Here is a 19,880-nt window from a genome sequence, read left to right as displayed (position 1 = left end):
ATGAGAACCGGAGCAGGAATTAGCTGAATCCGGTCAGCTGTACCCGAGCCTCTTCTCTGCACGCGGCACCGTGCAGGAGTGAGGCACATAATATATGCCCTATGGCTTTCGTTTTTGCCAACGACTCCACGGCTTGAAAGGCTACGGGCATAGAACCGATAAGGAAGTAGATATGTCTTCAATCGCTGTTACCCCACAAACGCTGGCCCGCTACGGTATCCATCAGGCTACCGAGATCGTCTATAACCCAAGTTACGAACAACTGTTTATCGAGGAAACCCGCGCCGACCTGCCGGCACTGGAACGCGGTACGCTGACCCGGCTTGGCGCAGTTAACGTCGATACCGGCGAATTCACCGGCCGCTCGCCGAAAGACAAATACATCGTCCGTGACGACACCACCCGCGATACCGTCTGGTGGTCCGATAACGGCACCGGCAAAAACGACAACCAACCGCTGTCGCCGGAAGTCTGGCAGCACCTGAAAACCCTGGTGGGCAATCAGCTCTCCGGCAAACGCCTGTTCGTGGTGGATGCATTCTGCGGCGCCAATGCCGATACCCGCCTGAAGGTGCGTTTCATTACCGAAGTGGCCTGGCAGGCGCACTTCGTCAAGAACATGTTTATCCGCCCGAGCGAAGCCGAACTGGTCGATTTCGAACCGGACTTCGTGGTGATGAACGGCGCCAAATGCACCAACCCGGACTGGCAACAGCAGGGGCTGCATTCAGAGAACTTCGTCGCCTTCAACCTGACCGAACGCATTCAGTTGATCGGCGGCACCTGGTACGGCGGCGAAATGAAAAAGGGTCTGTTCTCCATCATGAACTACCTGCTGCCGCTGCAAGGCATAGCCTCCATGCACTGCTCGGCCAACGTCGGCGAACAGGGTGACGTGGCGATATTCTTTGGCCTGTCCGGCACCGGCAAAACCACCCTCTCCACCGATCCCAAGCGCCAGTTGATCGGTGACGACGAACATGGCTGGGACGACGACGGCGTGTTCAACTTTGAAGGCGGCTGTTATGCGAAGACCATCAAGCTCTCGCAGCAGGCCGAGCCGGAAATTTATCAGGCAATTCGTCGCGATGCGCTGCTGGAAAACGTGCAGGTGCTGGCAGACGGCAGCATTGACTTCGATGACGCCGGCAAGACCGAGAATACCCGCGTGTCCTACCCGATCGACCACATCGAAAACATCGTCAAACCGGTGTCCAAGGCCGGCCATGCCAGGAAGATCATCTTCCTGACGGCGGATGCCTTCGGGGTGTTGCCGCCGGTTTCTCGCCTGACGCCGCAACAAACCCAGTATCACTTCCTGTCCGGCTTTACCGCCAAGCTGGCCGGTACCGAACGCGGCATCACCACGCCAACCCCCACCTTCTCCGCCTGTTTCGGCGCCGCGTTCCTGACGCTGCACCCGACGCAGTACGCCGAAGTGCTGGTGAAACGCATGGAAGCGGCCGGTGCCCAGGCCTATCTGGTGAATACCGGCTGGAACGGCAGCGGCAAGCGCATCTCCATCAAGGACACGCGCGGCATTATCGACTCGATTTTGAACGGTGAGATTGAGCACGCCGAGACCTTCACCCTGCCGATCTTTGGCCTGGCGGTCCCGACGGCGCTACCGGGCGTTGATCCTTCAATCCTCGACCCGCGCAAAACCTACGCCGATGAATCGCTATGGCAGGAAAAAGCACAGGATTTGGCACAGCGCTTTATCGATAACTTCGCCAAATACACCGTGACTCCGGCCGGCGAAAAGCTGGTGAACGCCGGACCCAAGCTGTAAACACTCCCTGTTTTATCCGGGCGCCTGAAGGCGCCCTTTTTATTTCCATTGACCCGTTTTGAATGGGTGAAACAACCGCTAGCCCGGATGTCGTATCACAGACAGGATATCAGTCCCATCAGCAGCACATATTTGCAGTCAGCCGGAGAACAACGTTGACCCTCTGTCGCCGCACAGGGCGATGGCCGGCAGAGAATAGACTGCGCTCCTCTCGCTCCTCCTTACCGGGCCGACTCAAGCGGCAGAAACGTCTCGGCAAAAATGTCGGGCTGGTAGCCTGCGGCGGCAAAAAGATGCTGACGGGACTCGTCGATCGCCGCACGGAGCCGCTCGCTGTCCACTCCCAGTACCTTGCCGTTGCGCTTGACGACGCGTCCGCCAATCATGACAGTATCAATATTGCTGCGTTCGGCCGCATGCACCACCGTGCCGAATGCGTTGCCTGACGGGTAAAGGTTTATGTCCTCGGTACGGATAAGGATCAGGTCGGCCTGTTTTCCCGGTGCCAGGCTGCCGATTTTGTCCTGCAACCCTGCACAGGCGGCGCCGTCAGCCGTGGCGGCTTTCAGCAGGCTATGAGCCTGCAGGGTCACCGGAGGATGATCTGATCCGCAGCACTGCCGCTGGTGCATACCCATGACGCGCTGCAGGTAAAATGCCACCCGCATCTCCATAAACATGTCGCCGCTGTAGGACGTCTCGTTATCCACGCTCAACCCCGGGTTGATCCCGTGACGCAGGGCTGACTGCAAGGCGAACATTCCATCCTCGATGCCGTAGTGCGCATCTGAGCGCGGGCATACGTTGACCCGTACGCCGGCCTCGCGCAGAATTTGCCATCCGGCGTCCGGCAGTGCGGTGCAGTGGTTAAAGATGTTATCAGAGCCCAGCAGCCCTTTCCGGTGTAGCCCTTCCAGCTCCGCCGCCATTGCGCCCCCGAAAAACTCGGTGATGATCGGCAGGCCCAGCCGCCGGGCTTCAGCCCACAGTTCAGGTTCCAATTGCGCCATCACGGCCAGCGAGACCAGGCTGTTGTCTCCTTTCTTGAAATATTTTTCCTGCAGGCGCTCCAGATTACCGGGCCAGTGGGCCTTGTCCCATTCTCCGGACACGGGCGCGCCGGAGGCATGTACGGACCGGATACCTGCGTCAAGCAACGCCTCGACGGCGGCATCGGAGTGTGCGCCGGTACGGCTGTTGTGCGAGTTATCGACAACGGTGGTGATGCCGGCGTCGATGCAACCCAGTGCGGTAAGCAGGTTGCCGATATACATGTCAGCCGGGCGATAGTATTTGGCAAAAGAATAGTGCGTTGCGTTGCAGTAGTCTTCAAGCGTTGCGGCATTCGGGTTAAGCCGGCGCAGCTGCCCCTCCCACGAGTGGCGATGCGTATCGACCATGCCCGGCATGGCTATCATGCCGGACGCGTCGATAACGACGGCGTCGCCGGCATCAATGCTTTTACTTATGGCCGTGATGGTGTTGCCTTCGATAAGGATATCGCCGCTGACCAAATTGCCTGTATCACCGTCCATGCTGAGAACCGTGGCTCCCCGGATAAGCGTCCGGGCGGCCGGCAAGTCAGCGTTCTGTACTATATTCCGGATATAATCAGTCATCTTCAGTTCACTTTTTTGAATGTTGTGAAGCAAAGGTAAGGAAAGTGATACTTCCGAAAAAGAGGGTTAAACTGTTTTCATTATTCAGCAATCACGAACAATAATGTTCGCCCGGTTGCTTCTGTTGTGGTTTATGGAAAAAGAATATGGACCGTATCCAGGCAATGCAGATTTTCGTCCGGGTGGCAGAGGCCGGGAGCTTTATTCTCGCGGCGGAAACGCTTTCCTTACCGGCCTCAACGGTGAGCAGCACGATTAAAAATCTTGAAAAATATCTGCAGGTACGCCTGCTGAACAGAACAACCCGGCGGGTCAGCCTGACGACCGAAGGCGCACAGTATCTGGCGCAATGTCGGGAAATACTCGAGCTGATTGAGCATACGGAGTCCAGCCTGACTGACTCCGTAAAACGGCCGCAGGGACGTTTGCGGGTTGATATGCCTGGTGGCATTGCACATTTTGTCGTCATGCCGAATCTGAAAGACTTTTACCGACGCTACCCGGATATCTACCTGATGATAGGCGTCAACGATCGGCAAGTAGATCTCGTTCAGGAGGGCGTAGATTGCGTCATTCGAACGGGGAACCTGAATGACTCAACGCTCGTCGCTCGCCCGCTCGGCCAGTTTCGCTGGGTGACCTGTGCTGCTCCGGCCTATCTCAGAGAAAACGGTATTCCGCAGACCCCGGAAGACTTGTCTCACCACCGGGCCATCCATTATTTTTCAGGACACGCCAGGCGAGCGGGTGAAATGTGCTTCTTCAGCGGCACTGAAAAAATATCGGTACCGGTCAACGGCGTTGCCGCCGTCAATGAGACAGGACTCTACATAAAAATGTGTCTTGAAGGATTCGGGCTGGCGCAGCTTGCCGAGAGAGTGGTAGCAGAACATCTGCAGGAAGGCCGGCTGATCGAAGTTATGGCGGACTGGCAGCCCGCCTCCGTGCCGGTTACCTTACTCTATCCGCATCAGCGTTTTCTCTCGCCGGCCGTGCGCGCATTCGCTGACTGGATAACCGGACTTATTAAAGGTTGATCGGTCAACGTGAGCGGACCGGTGCATTTATCGATTCCGCAAAGCCGTGGCATCCCCTACCAACCCCGGCAGCACCAGCGTCAACGCCGCCGTAATGCGAGTGTCGATGTCGCTGCCCGGCGGCAACAGTCCAAGCGCCATCTGGCGCAAGGGTTCGGCCATCACCATCGCCAGCAGCAGATCGCTGGTCTGCGCACAGTCCAACTCACGCAACCAGCCGTGCCGCTGTTGGCGTTGCAGCCAGTCCGCCACAATGGCCCGACCGCGTTCAATACCGTTACGCTGATAAGCTGCCAGCATCGCCTCCCGCCCAGGAAACTCGTTCTGCAACAGACGAAATACCCCCACCGCCTGCTCGCTCAGCACCTGTTGCGCAATGGCGCGCAGACCCTGCTCAAGCAGCGGCTGCACCTCTGCCACCCGCTGCGCATCCTGTTCAAACGCCGGCTGAAAAGCGTCGGTCCAACTGGCTATCGCCTGCATCACCAACGCATCTCGATTTTCGGCAAAACGGTACAGGGTCTTCTTGGCCATACCGGCCCGCTTCGCCACCGCGTCCACGGTAGTGGCGGCATAGCCCTGCGTCAGCAACAGCGCCAGTGTGGCCTCAACCGCCGCCGCGCGCAGTTCCGCTTCCGGGGCCGAAGGCCTTCCGCGCGAGCGCGGTTCGGTATCCCTTTCATTTGCCATGATGGTTCCTCGAAATCGTTGACAGAGACAGCATACCGGCATAGCCTTAATTTGGAAACAAACATCGTTTCCTAATTTGTAAGGATGACCGCTATGACACATCAATCGCTGATGCTCCCTTGGGGCGTTAATGATATCAACGCGTTGCTTAAACCGGAACCGCTGCTGCTGGAGATGGGGCTGACGCGCAGCACCGACGGTTTGCTGACCGTGGCGATCCGCACCGATCTGCACGGCTGCAAGGGCCGCATGCTGGACTGGTGGTTTACCTTTTTTGAGACCACCCAGCACATTCGCTGGTGGCATCCGCACGATCACGTTGAGCACCGCGGCTGGGACCGGCAGTGGAAAAAAGGCGAGAGCTACATTGGCGCCAGCATCGACGCGGTCGAATGGCTGGCGGAGTTGCCGCCGGTGCCGGCCCGGCTCAAATTTCACGCCGCCGAAGATTTTTTTGCCACGCAACCGCTGCAACAGGCGCGCGACACTCAGGCGCTATCTGCCGCCATTTGCGCCCGCATCGGCTTCGGCGAGCAGGTGGCGCTGGACGACAATGGCGACCCTCGCGACGGTGAAATGCTGCATCTGGTGCGCGACACGCCCTACGGCTGCGTGCTGCGCAGCCGTTTTCTGCTGGGTAAATCCTGCGCGAACGCGAATGACGAGATGCCGGACGAGATTGGCTTCAATCTGATGCGCCACTGCTACAACGAATTCAGCTATCTGGCGCAGTTCCTGCCATCGTTGTATTACGCCGAAAATGGTCATGAGGCGGCGCCGTTACCCTGGTGAACCCCCTTCACACTTCCCGTTGAAAATAATTGATTGTTTTGTCATATGAATTTAGAACTGGATGACAACAATTCAAACGCACGGGAACGGGAATGGACGTACAAACGACGGTTATTGACGCACGCCAGTCACGCCAGGCATTGCTGGCCGGTTCGGTCGGCAACTTTATCGAATGGTATGAATTTGGCGTTTACGGTTTTCTCGCCACCGTCATTGCCGCCAATTTTTTCACTCTGCAGGGTGAAAGTGAAATCACCAGTCTGATCCTCACCTACGCCGCCTTCGCGCTGGCATTTTTCTGCCGCCCGATCGGCGCGGTGATTTTCGGCCGTATCGGCGACCGGATCGGCCGCCGCCCGACGCTGATTGCGGTATTGCTGCTGATGACCCTGGCCACCGCCCTGATCGGCGTGATGCCGACCTACGCCGCTATCGGCGTCGCCGCCCCGCTGCTGCTGACGCTGTTGCGCATGTTTCAGGGGTTGTTCGCCGGTGGCGAGTTCGGCGGTGCGGTATCGCTGATGACCGAGTTCGCGCCCAAGGGAAAGCGTGGGCTGTACGGCGCCTGGCAATCGCTGACCGTGGCATTCGGGCTGTTGGCCGGTGCAGGTCTGGTGGCATTGCTGGCCGCGCTGCTGACGCCGGAACAGTTACATGACTGGGGCTGGCGCATTCCCTTCCTGTTGGCGTTGCCGATGGGTGCGGTGGCGCTGTGGCTGCGGCTGAAACTGCAGGAAACGCCGACCTTTAAACAGGCGCAACAAGACGGCGGCGAAACGGCGCAAGTGCCGGAGGTGAAACTGGGCGGCATGCTGAAAACCATTCTGATCGGCATTGGCCGCATGATGGGCTGGTCCGCCGCCGGTTACACCTTCCTGGTGGTGATGCCGTCCTACCTGCAAACCTCGCTGCACGCCACCTTCCAGCAGGCGCTGGTGGCCACGGTGCTGGCCAACGTCGGCTTCGCCCTGACCATTCTGCCCGCCGGCATTCTCAGCGATAAGCTGGGGCGCAAAACGGTGATGCTGGCGGCGGTCATCGCGGTGATCCTGTTCACCTTCCCGCTGCTGCACCTGCTGCAAGACCCGCAAAGCTCGCTGCTGACCAAAGGCATCGCGGTATTGATCGCCGGCGCGGTGGTCGGGATGCTGGCCGGCCCCGGCCCGGCGATGCTGGCAGAGATGTTCCCGACCAAAGTGCGCTACACCGGTCTGGGGCTGGCCTATTCGCTCTCCAACGCGGTATTTTCCGGTTCAGCGGGGTTAATCATCACCGGTTTGATCAAGCAAACCGGCAACCTCGATATCCCGGCTTACTACGTGGTCGCCACCTCGGTGGTCAGCCTGTTCGCACTGATGACTCTGCGGCGCGACGATCATCTGCGCTCGCTGAACGCGCGTTAATCCTGAAGGGGCGCATAGCGCCCCAAGTTCGAACCGCTGCGCAATTTTTGTGCGCCGTTCTAGTGCATCCCCCCAGTCACCGTTTCAACGCCCCTCTCGCCCTGTCAGCAAAATGACTGATTATTTATAGTTATTAATAAGTTGAAAAATAATTCCCGCCACTATTCGCAGTTGGCCCTTAACTTGCTCCACCTTGTATATACATGGACGGACATTACCGACACGGACATCACTATTACTCACCAGTGCGAAAGACGAGGTTCCCCCATGAAGCAACCCATAAAAACGCTGCAAAAAGTGCTCGCCACCGCCTGCTGCCTCAGCATGCTTGCCGCCCCGGCATTCGCCGCCGAGACACCTCTGACCAAGCCAGAGGCCGGCACCTTCAAAATGGGCATTGAACCCTGGTTGGGCTACGGCCAGTGGCACGTAGCCAATAGCCTTGAGCTGTTCAAACAACAGGGGCTGGACAAGGTGGATATCATCAACTTCGCCGAAGATAAAGACATCAACGCCGCACTGGCCAGCGGCCAGATCGATGCCGCCAATATCGCCACCCACACCGCCATGGGCATGGTGTCCGCCGGTCTGCCGGTCAAAATCGTGCTGCTGCTTGATCAAAGCCAAACTGCCGACGCGCTGATTGTCGGCCCTGGCATCAAAACGCTGAGCGATCTGAAAGGCAAACAGGTGGCATACGAAGAAGGCACCACCAGCGACATCCTGCTGCACAGCGCCCTCGCCTCCGCCGGAATGAAATGGAGTGACATAGTGCCAGTGCCGATGCCTGCCGACGCCGCAGGCAGTGCGCTGATCGCCAAACGCGTCAGCGCCGCCGTCACCTACGAACCTTACCTGAGCATGGCGAAGAAACAGGACGCCGACGTAAAAATGCTGTACAGCGGCGAGTCCGATCCGGGCCTGATCAGCGACGTGCTGGTAGTACGCGACGAGGTGATCAAGTCCAGGCCGGGCCAGGTCGCCGCCATGATTAAAAGCTGGGATGCCGCGTTACGGCATTATCAGCACAACACCGCGGCGGACCGGGCAATCATCGCCAAACAGGTTGGCGCCAGCCCGGCCGATCTGGCCAGCGCGTTTGACGGCGTGAAGTACTACTCGCTGGCGGAAAACAAGCAGGTCCTGAGCGAGCACTTCGCCAAACACACCTTCGCCCACGTGCTGAAAGCGGCCACAGAAGCCAAGCTGGTGAGCAAACCGGTCACGCCGGAAAACCTCATCGACGCGCGATTCGTTAACGGTCTGTAAGCCGGATTAGCGCCGGCCGACGGTTTATGACCGGCGCAACGCCCCATCAGAGGAAAGACCCGATGAGCTCGATAAAACTGGATGCGCCTAACGCGCGCACGCATCTGAACAACGCCCCACCGCCTGGGCGGCGCAGGCGCAAGCCGCTTGGGCTGATGGTGATCGGCAAAACGCCATCGCGCGGGCTGTTCGTCGCCATCGCCGTGGCCGTGTTCGCGCTGCTGCTGCTGAGCTGGTGGCTGGCGACCCGCAGCGGCGCGGTACCGGCGATTTTTATGCCCACGCTGGACGGCGTATGGCGCCGCATGGTCAGCCTGACGCAGGACGGCACGCTGTGGAGCGATATTCGCAGCAGCCTGTACCGCATCTCGGTGGCCTTCCTGATTTCGTCGGTGATGTCCATTGTCATCGGCGTATTGGCCGGCTGTTACGGTTTTTTCAAAGCGGTCACCGAACCGCTGGTGGATTTTGTCCGCTATATGCCGGTGGTGGCCTTTGTGCCGCTGACCATTTTGTGGACCGGCACCGATGACGTGCAGAAATTCCTGATCATCTGGATCGGCACCTTCTTTCAACAGGTGCTGATGGTGATCGACACCGTAAAGCGCGTGCCGGGGGATTTTGTCGGCCTGGGGCGCACGCTCGGTATGCCGGACCGCAATATCCTGTTCAAGATCGTGCTGCCCAGCGCGCTGCCGGGCATCTGGGATGCGTTGCGCATCAGCCTCGGTTGGGCCTGGACCTGGCTGGTGCTGGCGGAGCTGGTGGCCTCCACCTCAGGGCTGGGCTACCGCATCGTGGTGTCGCAGCGCTTTTTCCAGACCGACACCATTATCGGCTACATCCTGCTGCTGGGGCTGCTTGGGCTGATCACCGATCAACTGATGCGCGCCGCCGAGCGCGTGTTGTTCCGCTACAACGCGAGGCGTAAATAATGGCGACCCTAACCCTAAACGGTCTGAACAAAAGCTTTCAGGTCGGTAAGCGATCGCGTCAGGTATTGCATGACATCGATCTGACGCTGCACGACAACGAGTTTGTCTCTGTGGTCGGCAGTTCCGGCTGCGGCAAAAGCACCCTACTGTCGATCGCCGCCGGGCTGGAGGATTTCGACAGCGGCAGCGTGCGCGTTGACGGCGTGGACATTCGCGGGCCGGGCATCGATCGCGGCGTGGTGTTTCAGTCTTATACCCTGCTACCGTGGCTGACCGCCCGCCAGAATATTGAATTCGCCCTGAAGGCGGCGGGCTATGGCCGCGGCGAATGCCGTGACATCGCCGGCGACCACCTGGCGCTGGTCAAGCTGACCGAATTCGCCGATGCCTATCCCAACGAACTGTCCGGCGGCATGAAACAGCGGGTGGCGATTGCCCGCGCGCTGTCCTACCGGCCGAAAATCCTGCTGATGGATGAACCCTTCGGCGCGCTCGACGCCATGACGCGCCACCAGATGCAGCTGTTGCTGACGCGCATCTGGGAAACCCATCGCCTGACGGTGATGTTTGTCACCCACGATATCGAAGAGGCAGTGTACCTGTCGGACCGCATCGTGGTGATGGGGCCGGGCAAAATCAATACCACCTTTCAGGTCGATCTGCCGCGCCCGCGCAGCGAAGAAGTGAGCGGTGACGCGCGCTATATCGATCTGCAACGTCAGGTTCTGAAATCTATCCGGGAACAGGCTTCCCAACACGAATTAGCTTAGGAGCATCCCCATGTCGCACACAGTGACCTTTCACGATCTCAGCCACAGCCGGCAATTGCCGGAAGCCCTGTTCCAACGCACCGAAGCCGACTTGTCGTTCTTTATCGAACGGGTGCAGCCGATTATCGCGGCGGTACGCAGTGAAGGCGATGCCGCGCTACAGCGCTTCGCACGGGAATTCGATGGCGTGCAGGCCGAACGCATGTCGATTCGCGTCGAACAAAGCGAGTTCGACGACGCCATGGCGCGGCTGGATCCCGCCGTCACCGCCGCTATCGCCTATGCCGCCGGCAATATCCGCGCGTTTCATGAAGCGCAGAAACCGGAAGAAATGTGGTTGAAAGAGATGCAGCCCGGCGCTTTTGCCGGCGATCGCCACCTGCCGATCGATTCCGTGGCCTGCTATGTGCCGCGCGGCAAAGGTTCGTTCCCCAGCGTGCTGCTGATGACGGCGATCCCGGCGCTGGTGGCCGGCGTCCCCCGGCCGGTGGTGATCACCCCGCCCGGCCCGGATGGCAGAGTCGACGATGCCACGCTGGTGGCGGCGCAGTTGGTCGGCATCCGCGAAATTTACAAGTGCGGCGGCGCGCAAGGGGTAGCGGCAGTGGCTTATGGCACTGAGACGGTGCCAAAATGCCTGAAGATCGTCGGCCCCGGCAGCCCCTGGGTAGTGGCCGCCAAACGCCAATTGGCGCAGTTGATCGATCCCGGCGTGCCGGCCGGCCCCAGCGAAAGCATTATTTTGGCCGATGACAGCGCCAACGGTGCACTGGCGGCGTTGGACTTGATCATTGAATCGGAACATGGCCCGGACTCCTCCGCCTGGTTGGTGACCTCCAGCCGACGGGTAGCCGAACAGGCGATCGCCGCGCTGCCGGGTTACTGGGCGCAGTTGGACGAGAAACGCGCCGGCTTCTCGCAAAGCGTGCTGTGCGGTGCCCACGGCGGTGTGGTGCTGACGCAGGACTTCGCCGCCGCAGTAGAGTTTGTTAACGGCTACGCACCGGAACACCTGGAGATCCTGGCGGAAGAGCCGCTGGCGGTGATGGGCCAAATTCGCAACGCCGGTGAAATCCTGCTGGGCAATTACACCCCGGTGACGTTAGGCAACTTTGTGCTCGGCCCCAATGCGGTGCTGCCGACCAATGCCGCCGCCAAAGTGGCCGGGCCGCTGTCGGTATTCGACTACATGAAGCGTATTTCCGTGGGTTATGTCACCCGCAGCGGCTACGACGCGTTGGCGGAAAAGGCGCACGGGTTTGCCCTGTATGAAGGCTTCCCCGCACACGCGCTGGCGGTGTCACCGCTGCGTAAAACCCTGCTCGATCGTCAGTCCTGAACAGGCAGTGAGGTTACGATGACCGATAATCCTATTCCCCGCACCGCCCGAGGTGAACCCTTGGCGGCGCAGGCCAGAGCGCTGACCCACGCCGGCGAATGGCAGCAGGCGGCGGACAAACTGCGCCAACTGGTGCTGGAGATCACCGGAGTGGCGGTGGGCGAGTTGAGCATCAACCGCGATCAGTACAGCCTGAACTCGCTGAACGGCCAGTTGCAATTGGCCGACGGCCGCGGTCTGTTCTTTAAATATCACCACGAGGAAGGCGAAGACCACACCATCGAGGAGTATTACAACGCTGAGCTGCTGCGCAACAACGGTTTCCGCGTCGATGTACCGCTGTATGCCTGCGGCGAGCCGGGCCGGCAGATCCTGCTGTACCGGTTGCGCCACGACCGGCGGCTGGCCGACGTGTGCCGCGAGATCGAACTGCAACAGAGCTGGCCGCAGATGGCCCCGGTGGTCGATGCCCAGCACCGTGCCGATGCGGAGATCCTGCGGATGACGCTGCCGACGCTGAAAATCGGCCAGCCTGCAGCGGTGGCGCGCGAGCCGATCCACCAGCTGTTTCATCACCGGTTGGTCAGCCCCGGTGCCACACCGGGATTGGGCGGCCGGGTGGCGCAGTTCTACGTAGGCAAAACCTTCCAACTGGCGCAGCAAGCGTTGAGTTGGGCGCAATTGCAAGACCTCCAGTGGGAAATCAACGGCGTGCGCTATCGCCATACGCTGGGTGAACTGCTGTTGCAGGCCGGTGAACTGTTGGCCCCGGCCGAACTGGCGCAGCACGGCGTGGTGATCGCCCACGGCGACGCGCACAACGCCAACGTATGGTACGAAACCGATCGCCCGCCGCCGCAGTTGGTCAGCTTCGATCCGGCCTTCGCCGGGCGCAATATCCCGGCGCTGCTGGCGGAGATCAAAGCGACTTTCCACAATATTTTCGCTCACCCGTTCTGGTTGTACGAACCGCAGCGCTGCGCGACGCATTACCGGGTGGCGGCCCGGCTGGAGGGGCAACGGCTGATCGTCGAGCATGACTGGCAATTGACGCCATTGCGCGCCGCCTTCCTGCAGGACAAAGGTGCGCTGTACTGGCGGCCATTGCTCAGCGAACTGACGACGCGCGGCTGGTTGCCGCATAACTGGCGGCGGTTGATGCGGCTGGCGCTGTTCTGCTGCCCGACGCTGGTGCTCGATCTGCGCGCCGGCGGCGGCAGCGGCCATACGCCGGAAAGCTCGGCGCTGGGTTTCGCCATCGCCATGATGCTGGGCAGCGAACCCGTCGACGGCAAGGACGTGGCCAGCCGCTGGTTCACCGCCATCGATCCGCAGTTCGGCGGTGAAGTATGAAAGCCGCACGTTTTTATGGCGTAGGCGACCTGCGCATCGAAGACATCGCCCCGCCGTCCGCCCTGCCCGACGATGCGGTACGCGTGCGGGTGCTGGCCGCCGGTATTTGCGGTTCCGACCTGCATAACTTCCGCACCGGGCAATGGATCGGTCCTCTGCCGGTCACCCCCGGTCATGAGTTCTGCGGTGAAGTGTTGGCGATCGGCAGCGCAGTAAGCCGCTTTGCCGTTGGCGACCGGGTGGTGGCCGACTCACGCGTCGGTTGCGGCCACTGTGCCGCCTGCCAAAGCGGGCGTCACAACCTGTGCCGTTCGCTGGGTTTTGTCGGCGAAGTCTGCGACGGCGGCTTTGCCGAACAAGTGCAGTTGCCGGCCTCACGGCTGCTGCGGGTACCGGATACCCTGCCGGCGGCGATTGCCGCCCTGAGCGAGCCGCTTGGCGTGGCACTGCGGGTGGTGAATCAGTTGAACCCGCCCCCCGGAGAACCGGTGTTGATCGCCGGTGGCGGCACCATAGGCGGGTTGGTCGCCTTGTTATTGCACCATCTGCGCGGCTGCCCGTTGCTGGTGGCGGAGTCCAACCCGCTGCGGCTGACAGTGCTCAGCCAGGTGCTGCCGCTACAGGCGGTGGAGCTGGATCACGACTTACCGCTGGCGGCAGCCTACGCGGTGGAGGCCACCGGCGTTACCGGAGTATTGAATCAACTGATTAACCTCGTCACCCCAGGCGGCCGCATTGCCATGGTCGGTCTGTTTCATGGGCAGGCGGCAATCGATGCCAATAGGCTGGTGGAGCGCGAGATTTCGCTAATCGGTTGCAGCGTGTTCGCCGATGAGCAACGCAGCGCCATCAGCCTGTTGCCGCAGTTGGCCGGCGAACTGGCGCACTGGATATCCCGGCCGATCCCTCTCGACGCCCTGCCGGATACCTATCGGCAATTGTTGGCGGGGCGCGTCGGAGCGCTGAAAACCCTGGTGGTTCCCTGAGGAGAATTTATGCAAAACACCTATTTACCGCCGGGCCTGGCCCCCTTTTCACTGCTCGGCAAGCGTGCCCTGATCACCGGCGCTACGCGGGGGATTGGGCAGGCGCTGGCGATCGGGCTGGCGCAGGCCGGTGCGCAAGTGATCGTCGCCGGACGACAACGCGCCGCGCTGCAAGAGGTGGTGCAACAGCTGAATAACTGGGGAGAACACCCGGAAATGCTGCTGTTGGATGTCCAGGACCCGGCGTCGATTGAAACCGCCTTCACCACGCTGGCGGGCAAACCGCTGGATATCCTGATCAACAACGCCGGTATCGAACGCCTGTGCCCGTCGCTGGAGGTGGATGAAACGCTGTGGGACAGCATCGTCGGCACCAACCTGAAAGGCGCTTTCTTCTGCGCGCAGGCGGCGGCGCGCCTGATGGTCAAACAGGGTAGCGGCAGCATCATCAACCTGTGCTCATTGACCAGCGAAGTCGGCGTGCCGGGGGCTACCGCCTACGGCGCGTCAAAATCCGGGCTGGCAGGCATGACGCGTGCGCTGGCCAGCGAATGGGCTACCCACGGGATCCGGGTCAACGGCATCGGGCCAGGCTATTTTCAGACCGCGATGACCGAGGTGTTTTACCAGGACAACGGTTGGCGCGAGTCCATGCAGAATAAAATCCCGCTAGGCCGCTTTGGCAAGCTGAGCGACCTTACCGGTGCGGCCATTTTCCTCGCAGGCCCGGCGGCAGCCTACATCACCGGCCAGATCCTGTATGTCGACGGCGGCTATCTGGCCAGTATCTGAATAAACGCAGGCGCGGGGCGATATCCTGACCCCGCCCTCTCCGGCGCCTTGCATCCATCCAGTGATGACGATCACAACGCAAATATGTTAACGTTAACTTTTGTGATTAACATCGCAATCCCTGATGTTGGTGGCTTTATTTGGCCAAAGGTTAACGTTAACAATAAGGCTGACATCATCCATCAGGGCATCTCACATGAACCGCGAAACAAAAAAATATTATGTGCTTCTAAGCGGCCTGTTGTTTTTCTTCTTTTTTACCTGGTCGGCCAGCTTTTCACTGATCTCCATCTGGCTAAACCAGAAAATCGGCCTGAAAGGCACCGAAACCGGCCTGATCTTCTCGGCCATGTCGATCATGGCGCTGTGCGTGCAGCCGCTGTACGGGTTTGTTCAGGACAAACTCGGGTTGCGTAAGCATCTGCTGCTGTTCGTCGGCGTGCTGTTGTTGCTCACCGGGCCGTTCTTTATCTATGTTTACGCCCCGCTGCTGCAAACCAATCTGGTGGCCGGCGCACTGGTTGGCGGCCTGTTCGTCAGCCTGGCGTTCAACGCCGGCATCGGCGCGCTGGAATCCTATACCGAACGCGTCAGCCGCATCGTCGGCTTCGAGTTCGGCCGGGCGCGCATGTGGGGCTCGCTGGGCTGGGCCAGCGCCACCTTCTTTGCCGGCTTTATCTATAACATCAACCCGAACATCAACTTTTGGATTGCCTCGGCCTCGGCGGCGGTATTCCTGCTGTTGCTGTGGCAGGTGCGAGAGCTGAAACCCAACGCCATGGCCGGGTTGGAATACGGCAAACCGGAAAACCTGAAGTTGCAGGACGCCCTGGCGTTGCTGCGCCTGCCGGGGTTCTGGGCGCTGGTGGTGTTCGTGCTCGGCACCAGCATCTACGGCGTCTTCGACCAGCAGTTCCCGGTGTACTTCGCTTCGCAGTTCGCGACCCATGAGGAAGGCAACCGCATGTACGGCTTCCTTAACTCGCTGCAAGTGTTTCTGGAGGCCGGTGGCATGTTCCTGGCGCCGCTGCTGGTCAACCGTATCGGTATCAAGCAAAGCCTGCTGCTGGCCAGCAGCGTGATGGCGTTTCGCATGTTCGGCTCTGGTTTCGCCAATGGCGCGCTGATGATTTCCGCCATGAAACTGCTGCATGCCGTGGAACTGCCGATTCTGCTGGTAGCCATGTTCAAATACATCACCACCCGCTTCGACAGCCGCCTGTCCTCCACGCTGTATCTGGTGGGCTTCCAGTTTATCAGCCAGATCGTCGCCGGCATTCTGGCGCCGCTGGCCGGTCTCGGCTACGACCGCATCGGCTTTGCCGACACCTATTTGCTGATGGGCTGCGCCGTCGCCGGTACTACGCTGGTTTCCTGCTTCCTGCTGCGCGGCGAGACTCCCGCCCGCGCACCTCAATTTCAATCCACGATAAAATCAAGTGAGCCAATCCAATGAACAATGCCTTAGCTCAAGCCGACCATGCGGTCGAAACCCTGCGCGCACAGCGTCAGGACGATTACTACCCGCGGTTTCATCTGGCGCCTGCCGCCGGCTGGATCAACGATCCCAATGGGCTGGTGTACATTAACGGCGTTTATCATGCGTTCTATCAGCATCACCCCTACGACGAAAACTGGGGGCCGATGCACTGGGGCCATGCCATCAGCCGGGATCTGGCGCACTGGCAGCACCAGCCGATAGCCCTGGCGCCCGGCGACGACTACGACAAAGACGGCTGTTTCTCCGGCTGCGCAGTGGACGATAACGGCGTGCTGACGCTGATCTACACCGGCCACGTCTGGTTGGACAAAGTGGGCGATGACGATCAGGTGCGCGAGGTTCAGTGCCTGGCCACCAGCGAGGACGGCGTACATTTCGTCAAACACGGACCGGTGCTGGCACCGCCGGAAGGGATTCAGCATTTCCGCGATCCCAAGGTCTGGCGCGAGAATGACGGCTGGTGGATGGTGGTCGGCGCCAAACAAAACGGACTCGGGCAGGCACGGCTTTATCGTTCAAAAGATCTGCGTGACTGGCAGTTTGACCGCGTGCTGGACGGCGCGCAGACGTTGCATCAGGGCTATATGTGGGAGTGCCCGGATTTCTTCCCGCTCGGCGAAAAACAGGTGCTGCTGTTCTCGCCGCAGGGGCTGGCGGCGCAGGGGTACCGCCACCGTAACCGCTTCCAGAGCGGCTATTTGCTCGGTCACTGGCAGCCGGGCGCCGATTTCAACGTCACTCAACCTTTCTGCGAGCTGGACGCCGGGCATGATTTCTATGCGCCGCAAACTTTCACCGCCGCCGACGGCCGCCGCCTGCTGTTCGCCTGGATGGACATGTGGGAATCGCCGATGCCGAGCAAGGCGCACGGTTGGGCCGGTGCGCTCACCCTGCCCCGCGAACTGACGCTGAATGCCGAAGGCGATGTGCTGATGAACCCGGCGCGGGAGTTGGCGGCGCTGCGCGGCCTGCCGCAGAGGTTTGCCGCAGCGCAACTGCGCAACCAACGCCAGCTTCTGGCGGAAAACCTGCAAGAGCTGACGCTGTCGTTGGATCTGGCCGCCAGCGATGCCGAACGCTACGGTATCGCCATTGGCGACGCCGCCCGGCTGTACGTGGACAACCAGGCCCACAGGCTGGTGTTGGAGCGTTTCAGCGAGGAGCCGGGTCTGTGCGGTTGCCGCAGCGTGCCGCTGCCGGCGGGCGACACGCTGTCGCTGAACCTGTTTATCGACCGTTCATCGCTGGAAGTGTTCGTCAATCAGGGCGTTGCCTGCCTGACCAGCCGCATCTACCCGACCGATGGCCAGCGCGGCGTGAGCCTGTTTGCCGAAAGCGGCCAGGCACAGTTTGAAGCGTTACAGGGGTGGGAACTGGCGAGCATCTGGGCCTGATAATCCTCGGCGCCTGACTGGCAGGGCACGCTTGTCGTGCCCTGTTTCGTTCACATCGATTCGCGCAGCAACAACGGGCAGGCCACCTTCACCGTCTCGCAGTGATCCAACTGGTTAATCAGATGCAGCGCCGCCTGACGGCCCAGTTCGTAATGCGGCAGTTGCACCGTGGTCAACGGCGGCAGGAACAGTTGACCGATGCCGACCATGTTGTCATAGCCCAACACCCCCACCTGCTGCGGGATCTGCCAGCCCTGCGCCAACAGCACCTGATACACCATAAACGCCACCCGATCGTTGCCGCACACCACCACATCGCAATCGCGCCGCCCCGGTGCGAAATGCCGTTCCAGCAAGGCCACGCAATCGCGATAGCGCTCATCGCCGTCGCTCAAATCAAGGTGATATTGCTTGAGTTGGTCTACGTCACCGCCCGCGTCACGCCAGGCGCGCTCCAACCCACGACGGCGCAGCCCGGCCGCCAGCGTGTTTTCCGGCAGATGAATGCACAGCGGCGCCCGGTAGCCTTTGGCGATCAACGCACGTATGGCGTCGTACTGGCCCTGTTCGTCATCCGGAATGTAGCTGGCAACGCGGTTTCCCTGGCTGACGCAGTTGGCCAGCACCAGCTTTTTATCCAGTAACTTGGGCGGCACAGTGACCTGTCGCAGCCCCATGGTGGTGAAAATCACCCCATCCGGCCGGTGCGCCAGCAGCAAATCTATGGTGTGTTCGGCGCTGTCGTCGGCGAACAGGTTGACGACAAAGCTGTTCCAACCGTGTTCGCGCGCGGTCTTTTCGATCGACAGGATCATTTCCACCGAGAACGGCGTGGTGGCGGTGTCCAGCGCCAGCACGCCGAGCGTCTGTACCCGGCTGCTGTCGCCGCGAATGCGCCGGGCCGAGAGATCGGGCACGTAATCCAGTTGGTCGATCGCCAGCTTGACGCGCTGGTAGGTGTCTGGCCGCAGTTTGCCTGGCTCGTTGATGGCACGGGAAACTGTCATCAGCGACACCCCGGCAAGTTTTGCAACGTCTTTCAGCGAGGCCATGCGCCCTTCTCTGTGTAGGATGGAAAACCAAATAATCCCACAACTTAACGCCGGACTCTACCCTTTGCACATTCTGTCGGCCAGTTCATGTACCCGCTGCATGGCTTGCGCCAGCTGGGTAACGGTGACAGGGTGCGGCATGTTGGCCATATCCGGCGCTTCAACCGCCGCCGCCATAATGGCGTTGATGGCTTGATTGTCCAGATCGTCGGCGATATCCGCCAAATGCAGCGGTATCCGGCAGGCCTGCGCCAACCGCAACGCAGCCAGCAGTTCCTCTTCGCTGCGCTGTTCCAGCGCCAGCAGGCACAGGTTACCGTAACCGACCAACAGACCATGACCAAAATTGCGCGTCTTGTCGCAGACGGTGAAGCCTTCAAACAGCGCATGGGCCGCTGCGGCATGTGCCCCGCTGCCCATGACCGACGTCAGCCCGGCGAACAGGAAGATGGCATCCAGCGCTTGCTCCAGCGCAGCGTCGGCCTGGCATAGCTCCGCCGCCTGACAGGCCGCAGCCCCGAACTCTTCAATCAGTTGGTAACAGATGCGGCTGTTAGCCTGCGCCGCCAGCGCCATGCCGTTCAGTGCCGGCGGGTGGCCGATGGCGCGATACTCATACCATTTCGCCAGCGTATCCCCCAACCCGGCCGCCAACCAGCGGGCGGGTGCCGCGGCCAACAGCTGGCTGTCAATCACCACCGCCGCCGGGGCATGCGGCAGGTGCAGCATGTCGCGAAAGTGGCCGTCGTCATGATAGCGGATGGTCAACGGCGTAACGGCAGCGCAAGTGGCGGCAATGGTCGGCACGGTGATGACTGGCAATCCGCAAGCCGCTCCCACCGCCTTGCCGGTATCAATGGCCTTGCCCCCGCCCGCCACGATCAGCATCTGCGCCGCCGCTGAATGCGCCACGGCGCCCAGCCGCGCAATCTGCGTTTCACTGCATTCGCCGCCATACTGCTCGCAGCCAACCCGCTCCACCGCCGCGGCACGCAGGCAGTTGCCTATGCGCGCTTCGGTAACCGCCAGCCCACGCGCGCCGCCAATCAGCATCGCCCTTGAACCGTAGCCGGCGCACAGCGTACCGATCTCCTCCAATGCTCCGGCGCCGCGTATCACGCGCGCCGGGAAAGCGATTTGCGCTAAAGACATCTCA

Annotated in this window: 17 protein-coding genes; 13 read left to right on the top strand and 4 right to left on the bottom strand. The window is 60.7% G+C overall.

Going from position 1 to position 19,880, the window contains the following annotated elements:
• Positions 1–172 precede the first annotated feature (172 nt).
• Complete coding sequence (gene pckA / locus ACUTQW_RS03495) at positions 173–1,792, top strand: phosphoenolpyruvate carboxykinase (ATP) (RefSeq protein ID WP_006324872.1); 1,620 nt, start codon at positions 173–175, stop codon at positions 1,790–1,792.
• A gap of 221 nt (positions 1,793–2,013) precedes the next feature.
• On the opposite strand, the gene ACUTQW_RS03490 is transcribed toward pckA, so the two are convergent.
• Complete coding sequence (locus tag ACUTQW_RS03490; RefSeq protein WP_004943469.1) at positions 2,014–3,411, bottom strand: amidohydrolase family protein; 1,398 nt, start codon at positions 3,409–3,411, stop codon at positions 2,014–2,016.
• A 146-nt stretch (positions 3,412–3,557) separates the two neighbouring features.
• On the opposite strand from ACUTQW_RS03490, the gene ACUTQW_RS03485 reads away from it, so the two are divergent.
• Entirely contained in the window at positions 3,558–4,448 is an 891-nt protein-coding gene (locus ACUTQW_RS03485; protein WP_004943466.1) for a LysR family transcriptional regulator, read from the top strand.
• A 27-nt stretch (positions 4,449–4,475) separates the two neighbouring features.
• On the opposite strand, the gene ACUTQW_RS03480 is transcribed toward ACUTQW_RS03485, so the two are convergent.
• Complete coding sequence (locus tag ACUTQW_RS03480; protein WP_006324870.1) at positions 4,476–5,138, bottom strand: TetR/AcrR family transcriptional regulator; 663 nt, start codon at positions 5,136–5,138, stop codon at positions 4,476–4,478.
• Positions 5,139–5,231: 93 nt separating this feature from the next.
• Between ACUTQW_RS03480 and ACUTQW_RS03475 the strand changes: the two genes are divergently transcribed.
• From ACUTQW_RS03475 to ACUTQW_RS03425, 11 genes are all read left to right on the top strand, one after another.
• Positions 5,232–5,930: a DAPG hydrolase family protein gene (locus ACUTQW_RS03475; protein WP_006320357.1), complete on the top strand. Its 699-nt coding sequence runs from the start codon at positions 5,232–5,234 to the stop codon at positions 5,928–5,930.
• A 92-nt stretch (positions 5,931–6,022) separates the two neighbouring features.
• Entirely contained in the window at positions 6,023–7,333 is a 1,311-nt protein-coding gene (locus ACUTQW_RS03470; RefSeq protein ID WP_006320367.1) for an MFS transporter, read from the top strand.
• Between the two features lie 267 nt (positions 7,334–7,600).
• On the top strand, positions 7,601–8,602 hold the full coding sequence (locus ACUTQW_RS03465; protein ID WP_006324869.1) for an ABC transporter substrate-binding protein: 1,002 nt from the start codon (positions 7,601–7,603) through the stop codon (positions 8,600–8,602).
• Positions 8,603–8,664: 62 nt separating this feature from the next.
• Positions 8,665–9,537 carry an ABC transporter permease gene (locus tag ACUTQW_RS03460; RefSeq protein ID WP_006324868.1) on the top strand — a complete coding sequence of 291 codons (873 nt, stop codon included), beginning with the start codon at positions 8,665–8,667 and terminating at the stop codon, positions 9,535–9,537.
• Entirely contained in the window at positions 9,537–10,307 is a 771-nt protein-coding gene (locus ACUTQW_RS03455; RefSeq protein ID WP_004943452.1) for an ABC transporter ATP-binding protein, read from the top strand. The genes ACUTQW_RS03460 and ACUTQW_RS03455 overlap by 1 nt, the downstream gene beginning before the upstream one ends.
• A gap of 10 nt (positions 10,308–10,317) precedes the next feature.
• A complete protein-coding gene (hisD, locus tag ACUTQW_RS03450) occupies positions 10,318–11,646 on the top strand; it encodes a histidinol dehydrogenase (RefSeq protein WP_004943449.1) in 1,329 nt (442 codons plus the stop codon).
• An 18-nt stretch (positions 11,647–11,664) separates the two neighbouring features.
• Positions 11,665–12,999, top strand: a complete 1,335-nt coding sequence (locus ACUTQW_RS03445; protein ID WP_004943446.1) for a hypothetical protein — start codon at positions 11,665–11,667, stop codon at positions 12,997–12,999.
• Positions 12,996–13,985, top strand: a complete 990-nt coding sequence (locus ACUTQW_RS03440; RefSeq protein ID WP_004943442.1) for a zinc-dependent alcohol dehydrogenase — start codon at positions 12,996–12,998, stop codon at positions 13,983–13,985. The genes ACUTQW_RS03445 and ACUTQW_RS03440 overlap by 4 nt, the downstream gene beginning before the upstream one ends.
• 9 nt (positions 13,986–13,994) lie before the next feature.
• Complete coding sequence (locus ACUTQW_RS03435; RefSeq protein WP_004943439.1) at positions 13,995–14,777, top strand: SDR family NAD(P)-dependent oxidoreductase; 783 nt, start codon at positions 13,995–13,997, stop codon at positions 14,775–14,777.
• A 196-nt stretch (positions 14,778–14,973) separates the two neighbouring features.
• On the top strand, positions 14,974–16,233 hold the full coding sequence (locus ACUTQW_RS03430; RefSeq protein ID WP_006324864.1) for an MFS transporter: 1,260 nt from the start codon (positions 14,974–14,976) through the stop codon (positions 16,231–16,233).
• Positions 16,230–17,672 carry a glycoside hydrolase family 32 protein gene (locus ACUTQW_RS03425; protein ID WP_006324863.1) on the top strand — a complete coding sequence of 481 codons (1,443 nt, stop codon included), beginning with the start codon at positions 16,230–16,232 and terminating at the stop codon, positions 17,670–17,672. The genes ACUTQW_RS03430 and ACUTQW_RS03425 overlap by 4 nt, the downstream gene beginning before the upstream one ends.
• A gap of 50 nt (positions 17,673–17,722) precedes the next feature.
• Here the strand turns inward: ACUTQW_RS03425 and ACUTQW_RS03420 are convergent, their stop codons facing one another.
• Both ACUTQW_RS03420 and ACUTQW_RS03415 read right to left on the bottom strand, forming a co-directional pair.
• A complete protein-coding gene (locus ACUTQW_RS03420) occupies positions 17,723–18,724 on the bottom strand; it encodes a LacI family DNA-binding transcriptional regulator (protein WP_004943432.1) in 1,002 nt (333 codons plus the stop codon).
• 57 nt (positions 18,725–18,781) lie between these two features.
• The gene (locus tag ACUTQW_RS03415; RefSeq protein WP_020438899.1) at positions 18,782–19,876 is read right to left on the bottom strand and encodes an iron-containing alcohol dehydrogenase; all 1,095 of its coding nucleotides are present in this window, start codon (positions 19,874–19,876) and stop codon (positions 18,782–18,784) included.
• Between the last annotated feature and the right edge of the window lie 4 nt (positions 19,877–19,880).

The sequence above is a fragment of the Serratia sp. TSA_7 genome, from assembly GCF_052692135.1.
This window is presented reverse-complemented; position numbering and strand designations above follow the sequence as displayed.